General features: G+C 70.7%; 15 protein-coding genes and 2 tRNA genes. 14 read left to right on the top strand and 3 right to left on the bottom strand.

The window, feature by feature from the left end:
- Positions 1-15 precede the first annotated feature (15 nt).
- Positions 16-513, top strand: coding sequence for an FBP domain-containing protein (locus SD460_RS04645; protein WP_290057041.1), 498 nt, complete (start codon positions 16-18; stop codon positions 511-513).
- Here SD460_RS04645 and SD460_RS04640 read toward each other — a convergent pair.
- Both SD460_RS04640 and SD460_RS04635 read right to left on the bottom strand, forming a co-directional pair.
- A complete protein-coding gene (locus SD460_RS04640; protein ID WP_290057040.1) occupies positions 510-1,322 on the bottom strand; it encodes a class I SAM-dependent methyltransferase in 813 nt (270 codons plus the stop codon). The genes SD460_RS04645 and SD460_RS04640 overlap by 4 nt on opposite strands.
- A complete protein-coding gene (locus SD460_RS04635) occupies positions 1,322-2,005 on the bottom strand; it encodes a FadR/GntR family transcriptional regulator (RefSeq protein WP_438860631.1) in 684 nt (227 codons plus the stop codon). The genes SD460_RS04640 and SD460_RS04635 overlap by 1 nt, the downstream gene beginning before the upstream one ends.
- Positions 2,006-2,061: 56 nt before the next feature.
- Here SD460_RS04635 and SD460_RS04630 point away from each other — a divergent pair, with 56 nt between their 5' ends.
- The 3 genes from SD460_RS04630 (at position 2,062) to SD460_RS04620 (ending at position 3,957) form a co-directional block, all read left to right on the top strand.
- Positions 2,062-2,673, top strand: coding sequence for a GNAT family N-acetyltransferase (locus SD460_RS04630; protein WP_438860630.1), 612 nt, complete (start codon positions 2,062-2,064; stop codon positions 2,671-2,673).
- Positions 2,670-3,023, top strand: a complete 354-nt coding sequence (locus tag SD460_RS04625; protein ID WP_290057037.1) for a VOC family protein — start codon at positions 2,670-2,672, stop codon at positions 3,021-3,023. The genes SD460_RS04630 and SD460_RS04625 overlap by 4 nt, the downstream gene beginning before the upstream one ends.
- A gap of 166 nt (positions 3,024-3,189) precedes the next feature.
- On the top strand, positions 3,190-3,957 hold the full coding sequence (locus tag SD460_RS04620) for a sulfite exporter TauE/SafE family protein (protein ID WP_290057035.1): 768 nt from the start codon (positions 3,190-3,192) through the stop codon (positions 3,955-3,957).
- Here the strand turns inward: SD460_RS04620 and hisC are convergent.
- Positions 3,944-5,002, bottom strand: a complete 1,059-nt coding sequence (gene hisC, locus SD460_RS04615; protein WP_290057033.1) for a histidinol-phosphate transaminase — start codon at positions 5,000-5,002, stop codon at positions 3,944-3,946. The genes SD460_RS04620 and hisC overlap by 14 nt on opposite strands.
- A 146-nt stretch (positions 5,003-5,148) precedes the next feature.
- On the opposite strand from hisC, the gene SD460_RS04610 reads away from it, so the two are divergent.
- The 10 genes from SD460_RS04610 (at position 5,149) to SD460_RS04565 (ending at position 15,776) form a co-directional block, all read left to right on the top strand.
- Complete coding sequence (locus SD460_RS04610) at positions 5,149-5,778, top strand: dienelactone hydrolase family protein (protein WP_290057032.1); 630 nt, start codon at positions 5,149-5,151, stop codon at positions 5,776-5,778.
- Positions 5,779-5,863: 85 nt separating this feature from the next.
- Positions 5,864-7,843 (top strand): acetoacetate--CoA ligase, encoded by a 1,980-nt coding sequence (locus tag SD460_RS04605; RefSeq protein WP_290057031.1) that lies wholly within the window; start codon positions 5,864-5,866, stop codon positions 7,841-7,843.
- 36 nt (positions 7,844-7,879) lie between these two features.
- Positions 7,880-9,595: a phosphatidylglycerol lysyltransferase domain-containing protein gene (locus tag SD460_RS04600; RefSeq protein WP_290057030.1), complete on the top strand. Its 1,716-nt coding sequence runs from the start codon at positions 7,880-7,882 to the stop codon at positions 9,593-9,595.
- Positions 9,596-9,660: 65 nt separating this feature from the next.
- Positions 9,661-9,750, top strand: a tRNA-Ser gene (locus SD460_RS04595).
- 46 nt (positions 9,751-9,796) lie between these two features.
- Positions 9,797-9,870 (top strand) — tRNA-Arg (locus SD460_RS04590).
- A 118-nt stretch (positions 9,871-9,988) separates the two neighbouring features.
- Positions 9,989-10,633 carry a HEAT repeat domain-containing protein gene (locus SD460_RS04585; protein WP_290057029.1) on the top strand — a complete coding sequence of 215 codons (645 nt, stop codon included), beginning with the start codon at positions 9,989-9,991 and terminating at the stop codon, positions 10,631-10,633.
- On the top strand, positions 10,627-11,622 hold the full coding sequence (locus SD460_RS04580; RefSeq protein ID WP_318305942.1) for a HEAT repeat domain-containing protein: 996 nt from the start codon (positions 10,627-10,629) through the stop codon (positions 11,620-11,622). Before SD460_RS04585 ends, SD460_RS04580 begins: the two co-directional genes overlap by 7 nt.
- 94 nt (positions 11,623-11,716) lie before the next feature.
- A complete protein-coding gene (locus SD460_RS04575) occupies positions 11,717-12,376 on the top strand; it encodes a DUF4097 family beta strand repeat-containing protein (RefSeq protein ID WP_290050563.1) in 660 nt (219 codons plus the stop codon).
- A gap of 154 nt (positions 12,377-12,530) precedes the next feature.
- Positions 12,531-13,934 (top strand): T3SS effector HopA1 family protein, encoded by a 1,404-nt coding sequence (locus SD460_RS04570; RefSeq protein ID WP_290050565.1) that lies wholly within the window; start codon positions 12,531-12,533, stop codon positions 13,932-13,934.
- A gap of 210 nt (positions 13,935-14,144) precedes the next feature.
- Positions 14,145-15,776, top strand: coding sequence for a glycosyl hydrolase family 18 protein (locus tag SD460_RS04565; protein WP_290050566.1), 1,632 nt, complete (start codon positions 14,145-14,147; stop codon positions 15,774-15,776).
- The last annotated feature ends 18 nt before the right edge of the window (positions 15,777-15,794 follow it).

The raw sequence follows: 15,794 nt of genomic DNA, 5'->3' as shown, positions 1-15,794 counted from the left end.
GTTAGCGTGCCCGTCATGGAGCCACTCGGCCAGGACGAGGTGCGGGCCTCGTTCGTCAACTGCACCCGCGGCGAAGCCAAGGGCGTGACGCTGCCCGCCCGGCCCGAGGAAATTCCCTGGGACCAGCGGGAATTCCTCGGCTGGCGCGACCCCAAGGCGCCGGGCCGCGCCTACCTCGTGCTGCCCTACGGCGGCGAGGTGATCGGGCTCGCCCTGCGTGCGGCCCCCGCGCCGAAGTCCCGCTTGCGCAGCAACATCTGCGGCTTCTGCACCACGACGCACGGGCTGTCCGACGTCACGCTGTTCTCCGGCAAGCGCGCCGGGAAGGCCGGCCGCGACGGCAACACGCTGGGCATCTACGCCTGCGGGAACCTCGGCTGCTGCCAGTACGTCCGCGGCGAGCTGAAGTCCGACGTGCCGCAGCCGTTCGAGACGCTGACGCTGGAGGAACGCGTCGCGCGGCTCGAAGAGAAGCTGCACAAGTTCGTGGCGCGGGTGCTGGAGTCCCGTTAGAAGCGGTACCGCACGAGGTGCGCCATCCGCGCCAGCGGCGGGAAGTACTTCAGCGTCCGCAGCTGGAACCGCGTGAGCGGCCGCAGCCGGGCCATGACGTCCGGGGTGGACCAGTGCGCCGCGTCCAAAGAGGACTCCAGCGTGAGGCCGAGGCGCTCCAGCTCGTGCGGGTCGTCGACGCCCCAGCGCAGGGTCGCTTTCGCCCGCCGGACCGGGGTGTTGAGCTTCTGCGCCTTGATGCCGAGCTTGCTGAAGAGGTCGCAGACGAGCTCGCCGGACTGGAACTTCGCGACCAGCCTGCGGACCAGCTCGGTGCCGTCTTCGGGGGCCAGGTACATGGTCAGGCCCTCGGCGACGATCAGCGCGGGCCGGTCCGAGGGCACCTGGTCGAGCCAGCCGAAGTCGGTCACCGACGTGCCGATGTTCGTGTGGTTGGGCGCCGGCGCGTAGAGCTTCTCGCGCAGCTCGACGACCTCGGGGTAGTCGACGTCGTACCAGTGGACGGTGTCCGGCGGGGCGACGCGCTGGAACCGGGTGTCCATGCCGCAGCCCAGGTGCAGCACGATCGCGTCCGGGTGGGTTTCGAGGTACGCGGCGGCCCAGTCGTCGATCGGTTTCGCGCGCAGGACGACGCTCACGGCGCTGTCGCGGGTGATGCCGAGCTTCGCGAAGTCGTAGTCGATCTGCCGGACGGCCTCGTCGGCGGCGTGGTCGCCGAGGATCGGATCCGCTTCGCGGCTGTCGAGGGCGCGGCCGTAGAGGGTGGCCAGCATGGTGGCCTTTTCCTCGGTGAAGTGCACCTTTTCCATCAGGGCTCCTCGGCGGCGAAGTCGTGGGCGTAGGTCTTGGCGTCGAGCAGGTGCTTGAGCGTCAGCTCGCGGGCCGCGGCCGGGTCGGCGCGGCGGACGGCGTCGAGGATGGCGCGGTGGTCGTCGACGGCCTTGCGGATCTGGCCGGGCAGCCGCAGCGCCGCCCGCCGTTCCTCGCCGACCAGGACGAGGACTGACCGCAGCAGCCCGGCGACGTCGTCGTTGCCCGCGTTCTGCGCGATCACCCGGTGGAATTCGGCGTCGGTGGCGATGACGCGCAGCATGTCCCCGTCCTCGGCGGCCCGCGCCATCTCGGCGACGTTGTCCTCGAGCCGGCTGACGGTCTTCGCGGTGGCGTGCGTCGCCAGCCGCTCGGCGAGCGTCGGTTCGACGGTCGCGCGCAGGTCGAAGAGCTTTTCGACGAGCTGGTCGTGCTCGGTGAACCAGGTCCGCAGGGGCTGTTCCTGCTGCTCGCGCACGTAGGTGCCGGAGCCGGCGCGGATCTGCACGTAGCCGATGGAGTCGAGGACGCGCAGCGCCTGCCGCAGCGACCCGCGGCTGATGCCGAGCTCCTCGCACAGCACGCGTTCGGCGGGCAGCCGCGAACCCGGCGGCAGGTCGCCGGAGTCGATCCGCGACCGCAGCCGGTCCACGGTCGCGCTCCAGACCTGCTCGGTGTCCACGCCGCCCATCCTGTCAGCTCCGGGAATTGTCGGGGGTGGCTGTCATGATCGCGGGCATGGAGATCTTGGGGGCGTGGGCGAGCGGGTGGGCGGTCTCGCGGGCGGTGCCGGCCCCGGTCGAAGAGCCGGACGGGCACCGCCTCGACGTGGGCCTGGCCGGGCACCGGGTGCGGTACCTGCTGCGTTCGCCGTCGACGGTGGCGTCGCGGGCTCGGACGGTGGCGGCGCCGGGCACGTGGCTGAAGACGTGCGGCGCGCGGGCGTCGGTGCTGGCGGGCCTGACGGCCGAGTGGGAAGCAGGGGAGACGGAGTACTTGATGACGTTCGAGGGACCGGCACCCGCGGCGGCTGTGCCACCGGGGTACGCGGTGGCGGTGACCGGTGACGGGCCGGCGTGGGACGTGGTGGTGTCCAGCGAGGGCGCCCCGGCGGCGCGCGGCCGGGTCGCGGTGGCGTCCGGGGTGGCGGTGTTCGACAAGATCGAGACGGAGCCGGAGCACCGTCGCCGCGGGCTCGGCCGGGTGGTGATGCACCGGCTGAGCACGGTCGCGGGCGCGCGGACCAGCGCTTTGCTGGCGACGGAGGCCGGCCGCGGGCTGTACAACTCGCTCGGCTGGCGGGTGGTGTCGGAGCTGGTGCCCGCGCACGTACCGGAGGAAGCGGCATGACGGCGAAGTTCAAGGACCTGGCCCTGGACGCGAACGACCACCAGGCACTGGCGGACTGGTGGTGCTCGGCGCTGGGCTACGTCCGCCGCGACTCGTTGACGGGCGACACGCGACCGGCCGACTGGCCGGTCCCGATCGTCGACCCGGCGGGGGAGGGGCCGCTGATCTGGCTCAACCCGGTCCCGGAGGCGAAGACGGTGAAGAACCGCATGCACCTGGACGTCTTCGGCGAGACGGCGGAGCTGCTCGCGCTGGGAGCGACCTTGATCCGCGAGCGAGGGGGTGATGTGGACTGGGACCAGCTGGCCGATCCGGAGGGGAACGAGTTCTGCGTCTTCCCACCGCGCTGAGTGCCTGACGGGCGTGGCGGAAATCCGGCGGGCCGGCCGGCCCCGGCCGCGCCTCATCGGTGGGAGCGGCCCGGCCCGCCGCGCTGAGTGTCTGACCAGACACATCTGGCCCCGTGCGCGTCGCGGGCCGAGCCGGCGATGCTTAGGCTCCGCACGTGAATGCTTCATGACGTGGTGGCACGCGGTGATCATCGTGGTCGCCGGGATCTGGGCGGGCACCATCAACGCCGTCGTCGGGTCGGGGACGCTCGTGACGTTCCCCGTGCTCGTCGCGCTCGGCTACCCGCCGGTGACGGCGACGACGTCGAACGCCATCGGGCTCGCGCCCGGGACGCTCAGCGGGGCCTGGGGCTACCGGCACGAGCTCACCGGCTACTGGCGGCAGACCGCGAAGTTCGCCGTGGCGTCGTTCCTCGGCGCCATCGGTGGCACGATCCTGCTGCTCTCGCTGCCGAAGGACGCTTTCGAAGCCGTCGTGCCCGTGCTGGTCGGCCTGGCCGTGATCCTCGTGATCGTGCAGCCGAAGGTCTCCAAGTGGGTGGCGAAGCGCCGCGAAGGCAACGGCGAAGAGCACAAAGCCGGTCCGCTGCTGATGTTCTTCATCTTCCTCATCGGCATCTACGGCGGGTACTTCACCGCCGCGCAGGGCGTGATGCTGATGGCGGTCATGGGGATGCTGCTGTCCGAGCCGCTGCAGAAGCTCAACGGCGTCAAGAACGTGCTCGCGGCCGTCGTCAACGTCGTCGCCGGGGTGATCTACGCGTTCGTCGCGCCGATCAGCTGGCCCGTCGTGCTGTGGCTGGCGGTCGGGTCGACCGCCGGCGGCTTCCTCGGCGCGAAGATCGGCCGGAAGCTGCCGCCGGCGGTGCTGCGCGGCGTGATCGTCGTGATCGGTGTCGCCGCCGTCATCCAGCTCGTGGTCAAGCAGTTCTGAATTCCCTGGCCGCGGCCAGGAACAGATCGTTCTCGTCGCGGGTCCCGATGGTCACGCGCACGCCGTCGCCGGCGAAGGGGCGCACCACGAGCTTGCGGTCCAGCGCGTGCTCCGCGAACGGCACCGCCTGGTCACCGAGCGGCAGCCAGACGAAGTTCGCCTGCGTCTCGGGCACCTGGTAGCCGGCTTCGAGCAGCCCGTTCCGGACCCGCCCGCGTTCGGCGACGATCTCCCGGCAGCGCGCCATCAGCTCGTCGGCCGCGTCGAGCGAAGCCAGCGCCGCGACCTGGGCGAGCATGTTCACCGAGAAGGCGACGTACACCTGGCGGAGCGCGTCCGCGATCGGCTCCGGCGCGACCGCGTACCCGACGCGCAGCCCCGCGAGGCCGTACGCCTTCGAGAACGTGCGCAGCACCATGACGTTCGAGCGCGTCCGCGTGTACTCGACGCCGTCCGGCACCTCGGGGTCGGTGACGAACTCCTTGTACGCCTCGTCGAGCACGATCAGCACGCGCTCCGGGACGGCGTCCATGAACCGCTCGAGCTCCGCGCGGCGGATCGCCGTGCCGGTCGGGTTGTTCGGGTTGCAGACGAAGACGACCCTCGTCTTGTCGGTGATCGCCGCGAGCATCGCGTCGAGGTCGAGCTCCTGGGCCTCGGTGATCGGCACCTTCACCGAGACGGCGTTCGCGACCTGTGTGACGATCGGGTACGCCTCGAAGGAGCGCCACGCGAAGATGACCTCTTCGCCGGGCGCGCACACGGCCTGGATCGTCTGCTGGCACAGCGACACCGAGCCGCAGCCGATCGCGACGCGGGCCACCGGGACGTCCAGCTCTCGGGCCAGCCGCTCGCGCAGCGCCTGCGACCCGGTGTCCGGGTAGCGGTTGATCCCGGCCGCGGCCTCGGCGATCGCCTGCGCGACGCTCGGCAGCGCACCGCCGGGCACCTCGTTGCTCGCCAGCTTGATCGCGCCTTCGATCGTCCGGCCGGGGACGTATTTCGGCAACGATTCGAGATCGGCACGCGGGGACACGGACGGCATCTTCGGCGCTCCTGGAATTCGACGGGACGACCCGGTCACCGTATCTTTTCCGCCCGCCGCCCCGCGAGTCCCTTCAGACGGTCGGCGTCGTGCTCTCCTGCCACACTGGGTTCCTCCCGTTCACCTCGAAGTGATTGAGTGACGCAATGACGTCGACCAGCACCGTGGACTACCAGCGCACCGACGGCCCGACCCTGCGCCTGACCTTCTCGGAGCCCGAGGGGTCGCTACGCGGCGGCCTGGTCGTGCTGCACGAGGCGGACGGCGTCACCGACGGCGTGAAGCTGCTGCTCGCCAGCCTGGCCACGGAGGGCTGGCTGACCGTCACCCCGCACCTGGAGAACGATCACCTCACCCAGCAGGACCTGCTCCACGCGACCGACCTGACCCTCGCCTGGCTCGTCGAGCGCGGTGTCCAGGGCGATCTGCTCGGCGTGATGGGCTTCGACCTCGGCGGCACCGCGGCCCTCGTGGTCGCCTCGCACCGCAAGCTGGGCGCGGCCGTCAGCGTCGGCGGGCAGCAGGCCGCCGAGCTGCCCGCGCTGGTCGAGATCGCCGGGAAGCTCACCAGCCCGTGGCTCGGCATGTACGGCGACGCCGGCGACGAGGCGGGCGGCGCCGAGGTCGAGCGGCTGCGCGACGCCGCCGCGTCGGCGAAGGTCGCCACGAACGTCGTCCACTACCCGGGCGCGAACCACCGCTTCGACGCCGACCCGGGCGCGGCCGCGGAGGCCTGGCAGCGCACGCTCAACTGGTTCGACGCGCACCTGCGGTAGGTGTGGGCGACCGACACCCGGCTGACCTGCCGAATGTCGGTTCCGGACACAGTGACTTCCCGATCCGAGGGATTAGGCTCGGGTCGTGACGCACACCGCCGACGCTCCCGAGGTCCTGTGGCGCCCTGAGCCGGGCCACGTTGCCGACACCAAGATCGAAGCCTTCCGCCAGTGGCTGCGCGCCGAGCGCGACGTCGAGGTGGACGACTACCACTCGCTGCACGAGTTCTCCGTGGAGCGCGGCCCCGAATTCTGGGCGGCGGTCGCGGACTTCCTCGGCGTGCGCTGGCACGACCAGCCGGGTGAGGTGCTCTCGGGCGGGATGCCGGACGCCGTCTGGTTCGACGGCGGCACGCTGAACTACGCCGAGCACGCGCTGACCCCCGGCGTCGCGGGCGCGGCCAAGGGCGACGACGAGACGGCGGTGATCTTCCACCGCGAGGACGGCTTCGCGAACCAGCTGACCTACGGCGACCTGCGCGCGCAGGTCGCGGCGGCTCGCGCGGCGTTCCTCGAGCTCGGCGTCGGCAAGGGTGACCGGGTCGTCGCGCTGGCCCCGAACTGCCCGCAGACGCTGGTCGCGTTCCTCGCCGCGGCGAGCATCGGCGCGATCTGGTCGTCGTGCTCGCCGGACTTCGGCGTGCGCGCGGTCGCGGACCGGTTCGTGCAGATCGAGCCGAAGCTGTTCTTCGCCGTCAACGCCTACGCGTACAACGGCCGCCAGTTCGACATCCGCACGACGGTCGCCGACCTGCAGGCGAAGCTGCCGTCGCTGGCCGCGACCGTGCTCGTCGAGTACGTCGGCGAAGGCCGGATGGACGGCACGCACGACTGGGACGAGCTGCTGGCGGCGCACGCGGGCGCGCCCCTGCTGTTCGAGCCGGTCGAGTTCGCGCACCCGCTGTGGGTGCTCTACTCCTCGGGCACCACGGGCCTGCCGAAGGGCATCGTGCACGGCCACGGCGGCATCACCCTCGAGCACCTCAAGGCCCTCGCGCTGCAGACCGACCTCGGGCCGGGCGACCGGTTCTTCTGGTTCAGCACCACCGGCTGGATGATGTGGAACTTCCTCATCTCCGGCCTGCTGGTCGGCACCACGATCGTGCTCTACGACGGCAGCCCGGGGTTCCCGGACCTGAACGCGCTGTGGCACCTGGCCGAGCAGCACCGCGTGACGTACTTCGGCACGTCGGCGCCGTACATCCAGAGCTGCCTCAAGAAGGGCGTCAAGCCGGCCGAGCGCTACGACCTGACGGCGTTGCGCGCGCTGGGGTCCACCGGCGCGCCGCTGAGCGTCGAAGGCTTCCGGTGGATCGTGGACGAGGTCGGCAAGAACGTCCAGATCTGCTCGGTCTCCGGCGGCACGGACCTGTGCGCGGCGTTCGTCGCGTCCGCCCCCGACGTCCCGGTCTGGCTCGGCGAGCTGTCCTGCCCGGCGCTGGGTGCCGCCGTCACCGCGCTCGACGAAGCGGGCAACGCCGTCGTCGAGGAGGTCGGCGAGCTGGTCATCACGAAGCCGATGCCGTCGATGCCGGTGTTCTTCTGGAACGACCCGGACGGCTCCCGCCTGCGTGAGGCGTACTTCGAGATGTACCCGGGCCTCTGGCGCCACGGCGACTGGATCCGGATCACGAACCGCGGCTCGGCGGTCATCTACGGCCGCAGCGACTCGACGCTCAACCGCGGCGGCGTCCGGATGGGCACGGCGGAGTTCTACCGGGTCGTCGAGGGCTACGACGAGATCGCGGATTCCCTGGTCGTGGACACCTCGGCGGCCGGGAACGAGGACGGCCGGCTGATCTGTTTCGTGGTGCTCGCCGACGGCGTCGAGCTGGAAGCGGTCGAGCCCCGGCTGAAGAAGGAGCTTCGCAGCGCTCTGTCACCACGCCATGTACCCGATCGGTTCGTGGTGGTTTCCGAGATTCCTCGTACCTTGAACGGTAAGAAGTGTGAGGTACCGGTGAAGAAGATCCTCGCCGGTGTGGCTCCCGACCGGGCCGTCAGCCGTGACGCGCTGGCCAACCCGGCGGCGCTGACGCCGTTCGTGGAGCTCGCTAGGGGGTAGACGGGGAAGCATGATCGTCCACAACGGGTTGCACAGGTGGTGACGAGTACCCGCGCGCAGACCACCTGGCGGGTGGCGGGAGCCACCACCGTGGGGGTGATCACCTGGGTGACCCGGCTGGCCGGACTGATGACGCTGGTGTCGGTCCTGGTCCCGGCCGGGCGGCGCAGCCTGCGCGGGCGCCTGTCGGAGTGGCTGGAGCTGCCGCAGGAGGCCACGGTCGCGGCGGCCACCGTGGCGTTGGTCACGGGCGTGCTCCTGGTGCTGCTGGCCGCGGGGCTGCGACGGCGCAAGCGCCGCGCGTGGCAGCTGGCGGTCGGCGCGACGGTGCTGCTCACGGTGTCGCACCTCGGCCTGCGGCACGTCTTCGGCGCCGGCCTGGTGTCGGTCGTGCTGCTGGTGGGCCTGATCGCGAGCCGACGCTACTTCGTCGCGAAGCCGGACCCGGTGGTCGGGCGCTGGCGCGCGGTGCGCGTGTTCCTCCAGCTGGCGCTGGCCGGGTTCGTGATCAACGTCATCCTGCTGTCGGTGGCCTCGCACGCGGTGCTCGAGCCGATGAGCTTCGCGGACCGGCTGGCGGAGTCCGCGCTCGCGCTGGTGGGGGCCAGCGGGCCCGCGGAGTTCCACCAGATGTGGCTGGAGGACCTGACCGCCGCCGTCGGCCTGCTGTTCGGCCTGGCCGCGGTCCTGGTCTCGGCGTACTTCCTGTTGCGGTCGGCCGAGCCGGCGCCGAGGTTGAGCGACGAGGAGGTCACCCGCCTGCGCAAGCTGCTGGACGAGCACGGCGAGCGGGACTCCCTCGGCTACTTCGCGCTGCGGCGTGACAAGTTCGCGGTGTTCTCCCGCACCGGCAAGGCCGCGGTCACGTACCGCGTGATCGCCGGGGTCGCGCTGTGTTCGGCGGACCCGCTGGGCGACCACGAGGCCTGGCCGGGCGCGATCGAGGAGTACCTGGAGGTCTGCCGCCGCAACGGCTGGGTCCCGGCCGCGATGGGCGTGTCGGAACTGGGCGCGACGGTCTGGGCCCGCTTCGGCCTGGAGGTACTGGAGATCGGCGACGAAGCGGTCGTCGACGTCGACGGCTTCACCCTCGACGGCCGCGTCATGCGCGGCGTCCGCCAGGCGGCGGCCCGCACGAAGCGCGCGGGCTACAAGGTGCTGGTCCGCCGCACCGAAGACCTGCGCTTCGGCGAACTGGACGAGCTGACGGCCCTGGCCGCGAACTGGCGCGGCACGGACACCGAGCGCGGCTTCTCGATGGCACTGGGCCGCATGGGCGACCCGACGTCGGTCCTGGTGACGGCCGAACAGGGCGGCCGCGTCCGCGGCGTCCTCCAGTTCGTCCCGTGGGGCGCGACCGGTCTGTCCCTGGACGTCATGCGCCGCGACCGCACGGCCGACAACGGCGTCAACGAGCTGATGATCTCGGAACTCCTGCTGGCCGCCGGCCGCCACGGCATCACCCAGGTCTCCCTGAACTTCGCGGCGTTCCGCGCCCTGATGGAACAGGGCCAGCGCATCGGCGCGGGCCCGGTCGCGAAGACGGCGGCGAAGGTGCTGCACTTCTTCTCGCGCTGGATCCAGATCGAAACGCTCTACCGCTTCAACGCGAAGTTCCAGCCCCGCTGGGTCCCCAGGTACCTGGTCTACCCGGGCGTCCGCGAACTGCCCCGCGTCGGCATCGCGACGTTCGAAGCGGAAGGACTGGGCGGACGCTCTCCACGCCTGCTCAGACTGCTGCGACGGGCGTGAGGGGGGTGCCTTTCCGGCGTGATCCGGGGGTGTGTAACCTATCTGAGCAGTGGTCGTTGGGCCCAGGAGGCTTCGCCTAGTCTGGTCTATGGCGCCGCACTGCTAATGCGGTTGGGGGTAACCCCCCCTCCCGGGTTCAAATCCCGGAGCCTCCGCTGGTACCCGGTTCGCCGGGTGCTAGGTTATAGAACAACTGAACACGCGCCCGTAGCTCAGCTGGATAGAGCATCTGACTACGGATCAGAAGGTCAGGGGTTCGAATCCCTTCGGGCGCACGTCTGGTTGAGACAGCAAGAAGACCCCCTCGCGAGAGGGGGTCTTCTTCTTTTTCCCGAACTTGCTTGACCTTCACACTGTGACAACCTCTTCACTACGGGGGAGGAGGTGGTCACCATGGACCCGACACAGCTGAGTGCCGCGAACTCGTCGGTGCGGTTGCGAGCCGCGCTCGCGGTGGGGACGCGCGCCGATCCCGGCGACGTCGAAGCGCTTGTCGCACGGGCCGGCGTCGAGCCGGACTTCTTTGTGCGGGACATGCTCACCTGGGCGCTGACCCGGCTCCCGTCGGACGTCACCGTGCCGAAGCTGGTTGTGGAGTTGCGGTCCGCGGTGCCGCAGGCCCGGAGCCAGGCGCTGCACACGCTCTCCAAGATCGGTGACCGGTCGGTGTGGCCGGAGATCACGCGGGCGTTGCTGCACGACGCCGACGAGGAGGTCGCGCGGAGTGCTTGGCGGGCCGCCGTCGTGCTCGTGCCCGAGGGGGAGCGGGAGGGGCTCGCCGTGGACCTGGCCGCGCAGCTCGGGCGCGGGGATCGGGCCGTGCGGCTGAGTCTCAGCCGGGCGCTCGTCGCGCTCGGGGACGTCGTCGAGGACGCCTTGCGGACCGGGCTCACCAGTCAAGACCCGGCCGTGCGGGCGCACGCTCGGGCCACGCGAAACCTCCTGCGTGACCCGGACGCCGGGTTCGACCTCGGGGTCGACGAGGCGAAGCGGGTCGTCGCGCTCGGTCCGGAGCGCGCGGGGGAAACCGCGTGCTGATCGGGGAAGTGGCCCGCCGGTCCGGGGTGAGTACGCGGATGCTGCGGCACTACGACTCCCTCGGGCTGGTGCGGCCGACCGGGCGCACGGTCGGCGGCTACCGCGAATACTCCGAAGCGGACATCCGCCGGATCTTCCACGTCGAAGGCCTGCGCTCGCTGGGGTTGTCGCTGCGGCAGGTCGGCCGCGCGCTCGCGGATCCGGACTTCACTCCGTCCACTTTGGTCGGTGAGCTGGTCCGGCGGACCGAGGAACGCCTCAACCGGGAACGCGAGCTCCTCGACCGCCTGCGGGCGATCGACGCGTCGGCGCCCGAAGGCTGGGCGGACGTCCTGCGTGTCGTCGAACTCCTGCACGGCCTGGCTTCGCCGAGCGCCGCGAGCCGGCAGCAGGCCGTCCTGGCGCCGGGTGATGACGTGCCGCTGCCCGCCGAGCTGCTGGTCAAAGCCGTGCTCGCCGAACGGGATCCGAACGTCGCCGGTGCGCTGCGGTGGGCGCTGGCGCGGGCGGGTGGGGACGGGCTGGCCGGCGTGGCGGCCGGGGTCCGGTCGGCCGACGCCGATGTCCGGCGCCGCGCGGTGCTGGCGGTCGCGTCGCTGCCCGGTCCCGAAGCGACCGAGGTGCTCACCGGCGCGCTCGAGGACCCGCAACCCGATGTGCGCCGGCGGGCGGCCTTGGCCGCGGGGAGGCGGGGTGTGACCGACGCTGTGCCGGTGCTCGTCGCCATGGTGGCCGAGGGCACGAACGACGTCGAGGCGTCCGAGGTGCTCGGGACGCTGTCCCTCGACCCCGCGTGCGGTGAACGGATCCTGGCCGCGCTCGCCGCCGAACTCACCGCGGACACCGCCGTGCGGATCCGCTTGGCGCAGGCCCTCGCCGAGTTGCCCGGTACCGGTCCGCGGGACCTCCTCCAGCGGCTGGCCGGCGACGAAGACCCGACGGTCGCCCTCGTCGCCTCGGCCCTCCACGGCGCGCGGTCCGCTGACTGAGCCGCGTCAGCGCCGTGGCCACGCCGTGTCAGCGCCCCCGGCGATCGTGGTTCTCACACCGAAGAGAACACGACCGCACCAGGAGACCACCGCCATGACCACGTTCACCACCCCCGCCCCGATCGCCGCCGTCCTGACCGTTCCCGCGGCGCGCATCCGGTTCGTCGCCGCCGACCGGGCCGACACCACGGTCGAGGTCCGCCCCGCGGACCCGGCCAAGAGCCGCGACGCGAAGGCGGCCGAGCAGACCACCGTCGACTACGCCGACGGCGTCCTGCGGATCGCTGCCCCGGCGAAGAACCAGTACTTCGGCGCGTCCGGAGCGATCGACGTGACGGTCGGCCTGCCCGCCGGTTCCCGCGTCGAACTGAAGGCGGCCGCCGCCGAACTCCTGGCCGTCGGGCGGCTCGGCGCCGTGGCCGTCGAGAGCGAGCAGGGCTCGATCGACCTCGACGAAGCCGCGAGCGCCCACCTCACCACCCGCGACGGCGACGTCTCGGTCGGCCGCCTGACCGGCGACGCGGAGATCCGCACGAGCAAGGGCGACATCCGCGTCGTCGAAGCCGGCCCCGGCGTGGTGTCGCTGCGCACCGACGCGGGCGACATCGAGATCGCCGCCGGCGTCTCGGCGGCCTTGGACGCCGGCACGTCGCACGGCCGGATCCGCAACTCGCTGAAGAACGTCGACGGCGTGGCCCAGCTGACGATCCACGCGACCACCGCGGCCGGCGACATCACCGCGCGCGGCCTGTGAGGCTCTGCTCGCGAGGGCAGCCGACGCTGCCCGCGTTACCGCCCGGGTGCCGCTGGACCCGGTGATCGGCCCGTGTCACCGTGGGACGATCACCGGGTTCGGCCCCGGGTGGAAAAGCGCGGACGGGCCGCGTGCGCCCCGTCCGGGATGGCGGGTGATCGTGAAAGCCCATCGGCCCGATGACCGCGAGCGGGTGCCCCGCGGCCGCCCGGCGACGCCCGTGCGCCACCCCGAGGTCGCGCAGTTGCTGCGGCTCAACCAGCTGGCCGGCAACGCGGCCGTGACGTCCCTCGTCGTGCAGCGGGTCCGGCTTTCCGGCGCGGACGAGACCCGCATCAAGAGCCTGAAGAAGGCGGACAAGAAGCTGGCCGCCGCCGCCAAGAAGCGGATCAAGGATTTCACCAGCACCGACAGCGGGCTCTGGAACGTGCTGAGCACTTTTCCGGCCGATTCGAAGGTTCCGGCGCCGGTGTGGAACGAGTACCTCGACCAGCTGTACCGGGCGCTCGGGGAAGGTGCGTCGATGGGCGCGCTCACCGATCTCTGGGGGCGGCTGAACGAGAAGTACGGCGAACGACCCCCGGGGAAAGGTGGCTTCGTCCCTTCACTCGACGAGGTCAAAACGGCCCGGGGAAACCTTTCCTCGCAACCCGCCAAGCGCGTTGCCGAGGAGAAAGAGAAGGAGAAGGAGAAAGCGCCGGCGGCGTGGACCGACTTCTCCCCCGACGCCCGGCGCCAGCTGATGGACATGTGGGCGAAGTGGCAGCAAGGGGGAGTCGACGCCAAGACCTTCTACGACGACTTCTACAAGCAGTCCGACGTTAAGCAGGGGATGCCGGCCCCTTCCGCGGGCGAGTACATCGACGCGCTCGACGCCCGGAAGCTGCGCGGGAGCACTTCGGACGAGGACATCAAGAACTCGCGTTCCGGTTACCCCCTGCAGCTCGCCGACAAGGGAAACCTGCCGAGCACCCGCGTCTACCTCAACCCGCACCCGCGGCACATCGCGGAGGTCTACGAGTTCGTCAAGGCACGCATCCACCCGTTGCCGGAGGTCACCTGGGTCAAGCTCGCCGACCACGCGCGGGCCACGACGGTGCGGGACGTCATCGTCGTCTACCTCTCGGCCAAGGACGCGGAGAAGGCGGTGGTCGACCTCCTCGCGGACTACCAGAGGCGGTACCCCGGCCACTTCCTCGACGAGGTGCCCCGCCTGACGCTCCGCCGCCTTCCCGGCGTCGGCGTCGGTGCCGAGCCGCCCACCCCCCACGAGCTGGACAAGATGCTGGACCAGCACTTCGAGGAGATCGGCTACGACGAACGGCAGAAGCACGGTCGTACGTCGCGCCAGTTCTCGTTCTCCACCTACCGCTCCGAGCTCGTCGTGCGGGCCATCCAGGACTCGGGTGGCGTGGTGGCTCGGTTCCAGTCGCTGGTCGCGGACTACTTCGCCCGCGCGGGCATCGATCTCGCGAATCCGGACCGGCAGGGGACGCCCGACCCGAGCGTCCTGCCGTTGCTGGACATGGTCTGGAAGTACGAGAACGTCGACACCTGACGGTAGCGATCGGTGCGTTCCGTAACTGGACTGGACCAGTGAACTGACCTTCGTCCCGGCTGGTCACCCCCCGTTCGGCACGGTAAGTAGTTGTTCTTCCCTAATTGGTCTGGACCACGTACCGTCTTCGCAAAACGGCGCAAAACACCGGCCTGGTCCCCGCCGTCGGTGTTGGTGTCCGCCGTCCCGCACCTGGCTCAAGGGAGAGCAATGTCCAGAAAGAGATGGCACCTCCTCGGTCTGTTCACCGCGGTCGGCGCGATCGCGGTCGGTCTCGTCACCGTGCCGGCGAGTGCCGCCGGCGGTGTCGGCGCCAGCTTCACCAAGGGCTCCGACTGGGGCACCGGGTACGAAGGCAAGTACACGATCAGCAACGGCTCCGGCGCGACGCTGCCGAGCTGGACGGTCGAGTTCGACCTCCCGTCCGGCGCGAAGATCGCCTCCCTCTGGGACGGCAGCTACACCGCCTCCGGGCAGCACGTCACCGTCAAGAACAGCTGGAACGGCAACGTCGGCAACGGCTCGACCGCCAGCTTCGGCTTCAACGTCAGCTACTCCGGCACCTACGCCGCCCCCTCGAACTGCAAGCTGAACGGCGGTTCCTGCGACGCCGGCGGCGGGAACCCGACCACCACGCCGACGACGCCGACGCAGCCGACCACCACCCCCACCACCCCGACCACGCCCACCACGCCGCCGACGACCACCACGCCGCCGCAGCAGGGTGGGCTGAAGAACGTCGGCTACTTCGTGCAGTGGGGTGTCTACGGGCGCAACTACCACGTCAAGAACATCGAGACTTCGGGCTCGGCGAGCAAGCTGACCCACATCAACTACGCGTTCGGCAACGTCAAGAACGGGCAGTGCACCGCGAACGACGACCCGTACGCCGACTACCAGAAGACCTACGACGCCGCGGGCAGCGTGGACGGCGTCGCCGACACCTGGGACCAGCCGGTGGCCGGCAACTTCAACCAGCTGCGCAAGCTGAAGAAGCTGCACCCGGGCCTCAAGATCATCTGGTCGTTCGGCGGCTGGACCTACTCCGGCGGCTTCGGCCAGGCCTCGCAGAACGCCGCCGCGTTCGCGCAGTCCTGCTACAACCTGCTCAAGGACCCGCGCTGGGCGGACATCTGGGACGGCATCGACATCGACTGGGAGTACCCCAACTCGTGCGGCCTCTCCTGTGACACCAGCGGTGCCGCGGCCTACAAGAACCTGATGGGCGCGCTGCGGGCGAAGTTCGGCTCGTCGTTCCTGATCACCTCGGCCATCACCGCCGACGGCAGCAGTGGCGGCAAGCTCGACGTCGCCGACTACGGCGGCGCCGCGCAGTACGTCGACTGGTACAACGTGATGACCTACGACTACTTCGGCGCGTGGGCGGCGCAGGGTCCGACGGCCCCGCACTCGCCGTTGACCAACTTCACCGGCATCCCGACGCCGGGCTTCTACTCCGACGCGGCGATCCAGAAGCTGAAGAGCAAGGGCGTCCCGTCGAGCAAGCTGCTGCTGGGTATCGGGTTCTACGGCCGAGGCTGGACCGGCGTCACGCAGTCGACCCCGGGTGGCACGGCGACCGGCCCCGCGCCGGGTACGTACGAGCAGGGCATCGAGGACTACAAGGTCCTCAAGAACACCTGCCCGTCGACCGGTACCTTCGCCGGCACCGCGTACGCCAAGTGCGGCAGCAACTGGTGGAGCTACGACACCCCGTCGACCATCGGCGGCAAGATGTCCTACGCCAAGCAGCAGGGTCTCGGCGGTGCCTTCTTCTGGGAGCTCACCGGTGACACCACCGGCGGCGAGCTCATCACCGCGATGAAGAACGGCCTGTCGTGACGCGCCGGTGGCTGCCCG

It is taken from the genome of Amycolatopsis solani, from assembly GCF_033441515.1.
Taxonomy (GTDB): domain Bacteria; phylum Actinomycetota; class Actinomycetes; order Mycobacteriales; family Pseudonocardiaceae; genus Amycolatopsis; species Amycolatopsis solani.
Note: the sequence above shows the minus strand (reverse complement) of the source record. Positions and strands in the feature narration are given on the sequence as shown.

Coding starts and splice junctions, on each gene's coding strand:
- SD460_RS04645 (WP_290057041.1), top strand. CDS start 16: ATGGAGCCACTCGGCCAGGACGAGGTGCGGGCCTCGTTCGTCAACTGC.
- SD460_RS04640 (WP_290057040.1), bottom strand. CDS start 1,322: ATGGAAAAGGTGCACTTCACCGAGGAAAAGGCCACCATGCTGGCCACC.
- SD460_RS04630 (WP_438860630.1), top strand. CDS start 2,062: ATGGAGATCTTGGGGGCGTGGGCGAGCGGGTGGGCGGTCTCGCGGGCG.
- SD460_RS04625 (WP_290057037.1), top strand. CDS start 2,670: ATGACGGCGAAGTTCAAGGACCTGGCCCTGGACGCGAACGACCACCAG.
- SD460_RS04620 (WP_290057035.1), top strand. CDS start 3,190: ATGACGTGGTGGCACGCGGTGATCATCGTGGTCGCCGGGATCTGGGCG.
- hisC (WP_290057033.1), bottom strand. CDS start 5,002: ATGCCGTCCGTGTCCCCGCGTGCCGATCTCGAATCGTTGCCGAAATAC.
- SD460_RS04610 (WP_290057032.1), top strand. CDS start 5,149: ATGACGTCGACCAGCACCGTGGACTACCAGCGCACCGACGGCCCGACC.
- SD460_RS04585 (WP_290057029.1), top strand. CDS start 9,989: ATGGACCCGACACAGCTGAGTGCCGCGAACTCGTCGGTGCGGTTGCGA.
- SD460_RS04575 (WP_290050563.1), top strand. CDS start 11,717: ATGACCACGTTCACCACCCCCGCCCCGATCGCCGCCGTCCTGACCGTT.
- SD460_RS04565 (WP_290050566.1), top strand. CDS start 14,145: ATGTCCAGAAAGAGATGGCACCTCCTCGGTCTGTTCACCGCGGTCGGC.